Annotated in this window: 1 protein-coding gene; it reads left to right on the forward strand. The window is 46.1% G+C overall.

What is annotated here, in order from left to right; translation table 11 throughout:
* Window positions 1-218 precede the first annotated feature (218 nt).
* Window positions 219-1,211, forward strand: coding sequence for a hypothetical protein (locus E1297_RS01795; RefSeq protein WP_155133134.1), 993 nt, complete (start codon window positions 219-221; stop codon window positions 1,209-1,211).
* Window positions 1,212-1,394 lie beyond the last annotated feature (183 nt).

Raw genomic sequence — 1,394 nt, forward strand, 5'->3', positions numbered from 1 at the left:
GCCGACCATGTTGCACCTCACTTCTGAATTTACCCGGACTTTTTCAACGGGCTGTTATATGTATGTTCCTGAAAGTTTTTCCTTTGATTTGAGACTAGGTGTCAAGTAACGAGCATATTCAGCTGATCATGACGTCAGACGGCAGGCCATCAGAGGAATGTCGGATCAGCTGTCTAGGTGTTATATCACGAAACGACGTGTTTACCCGAGGAAGAAAATTGACCGAAGCGATCTTACACATAGGCCAACACAAGACAGGCACATCCTCAATTCAGAGAAGTCTCGGTGCGGTCGATAGGAAACTTGATTGTTTGAATTTTAGGTATTTAAATGGCAAGATCCGCAACCACTCATTTATTATATCACCTGCATTCGGCAACAAGAATAGCCTTTCCTACTATCGCAAATTGAAGTTCGGACACGGAATCCCATTCAGGAAAATGACTCGCGATGAAGCGAGGATGGTACTTCGCAATGAAGTGAAGAGCGCCCAGCAGAGCAATCAGAAGATCGTAATTTCCGCTGAGGACTTTTGCGCTCTGAAGCACGAGGAAGTTCAAGACGCGCGAGATTTCTTTGTGAACTGCGGCGTCTCCAAATTCAAGGTTATCGGATACTTTCGAGGTGTTCAGAGCTGGGCAAACAGCTTCTCACAGCAGATCATCAAACAAGGAAACGCCACTCTCGAGGACGTATTCGAAAGAGTCCCATACCCAATGTATCGGGAGCTATTCGAGAAATTCCTCGAAGTTTTCGGTCGGTCGAACGTTTCGCTTAATCCGTATGAAAAGGCAGCCCTCGCCGAAGGTTGTGTGGTCCGAGATTTCCTGCAGCGGTCTGGGTTAGAAGTGCCTAATGAGCATTTCTCCTTGATCAATGTGAATTCATCCCTGAACTCTTATCAAGTGCAGATCGCATCATACATGACAGAGCTGTATCGCCAGAAAGGATGGAAAAACAGGCAAGAACTTTCCAGGACATTCCATAGGGTGGGCCTCGATCAGACCTCTCAGAAATTTTATTTGCCATCAAAGGTAATTTCGCAAGCGCTGGTCCATGCAAGAGCTGACGCTGACTGGCTCGTGAGCGTTACAGGTATCGAACATGATTTTCTGTTAGGTCATAAAGAAAAGGATTGCGAAGATTTATTCAACGCTTGCATTAAAAGAAGTGACATAGCACACATTGCGATGTTGGCTTTCGAAAGATAATCTGTAAAAGGTGGGACGAGATCTGACATCTCGGTTTTCGAGCTGAGGGTTACTGGCTTTGATGGTTGTGACCAAACAATCATCTCAAGCCCAAAAGGTACCCCACATGGACGTTTTTGCATAATTGCTCGCCGGGATTGCAGTCCCCCTTTACCCAGATGCGGGACGTCATGAGATAGTCTC

The sequence above is a fragment of the Roseibium sp. RKSG952 genome (assembly GCF_009711355.1).